The sequence below is a fragment of the Rhizobium sp. UBA1881 genome (assembly GCF_002338015.1).
Taxonomy (GTDB): domain Bacteria; phylum Pseudomonadota; class Alphaproteobacteria; order Rhizobiales; family Rhizobiaceae; genus Rhizobium.
Map to the genome: position 1 here is coordinate 2,214 of NZ_DDHH01000003.1, position 685 is coordinate 2,898.

General features: G+C 64.4%; 1 protein-coding gene. It reads left to right on the plus strand.

Annotated elements, in window-relative coordinates:
- Window positions 1-452 (plus strand): phosphoribosyltransferase (locus B3605_RS00335; protein ID WP_296431513.1); only part of this gene is annotated, 452 nt, incomplete at its 5' end.
- Window positions 453-685 lie beyond the last annotated feature (233 nt).

A 685-nucleotide genomic window follows, 5' to 3' on the forward strand; every position in this document is an offset into this window, starting at 1 on the left:
TCGACGCCGTCGCCGGGCTGCCGACGCTCGGGCTGACGCTCGCTTCCGCCGTGGCGCAGAAACTCGGGCACAAGCGATATGTGCCGCTCGGCACCTCCAGGAAGTTCTGGTACCGCGACGAGCTCTCCGTGCCGCTGTCGTCGATCACCACTCCCACCCAGCAGAAGCGCCTCTATATCGATCCGCGCATGCTGCCGTTGCTCGAAGGCAGGCGCGTTGCGCTGATCGACGATGTCATCTCCAGCGGCACCTCGATCGTCTCCGGCCTCAAGCTGCTGTCGGCCTGCTCCATCGAGCCGGTCGCGATCGGCGCCGCCATGCTGCAATCCGAGCGCTGGCGCACGGCGCTTGACGAGGCCGGCCCGCAATGGCTGGAGCGAACCTTTGGCGTCTTCGCGACCCCGATGCTCGACCGCACCGAACAAGGCGCCTGGCGCGCGCCCGGGATCTGAGCCGTCCGCTCCTTATATAGAGTGCGCTTCATTATAGACCGCGCTCTGCGCCCGCCCCTCTATACAGCGCGCCGCGAACCGCTACAGTCTCAGTCAACACACAAAGCAGCGCATCAATCCGGAAGACCTGATGACCTTAGAACAAGCATGTCTGCTGATCCTGCTGATCGCGATGCTGGTTCTGTTTCTGATCGACCGTTTCAGGGTGGAGGTGGTGGCGATCGCCGGCCTGC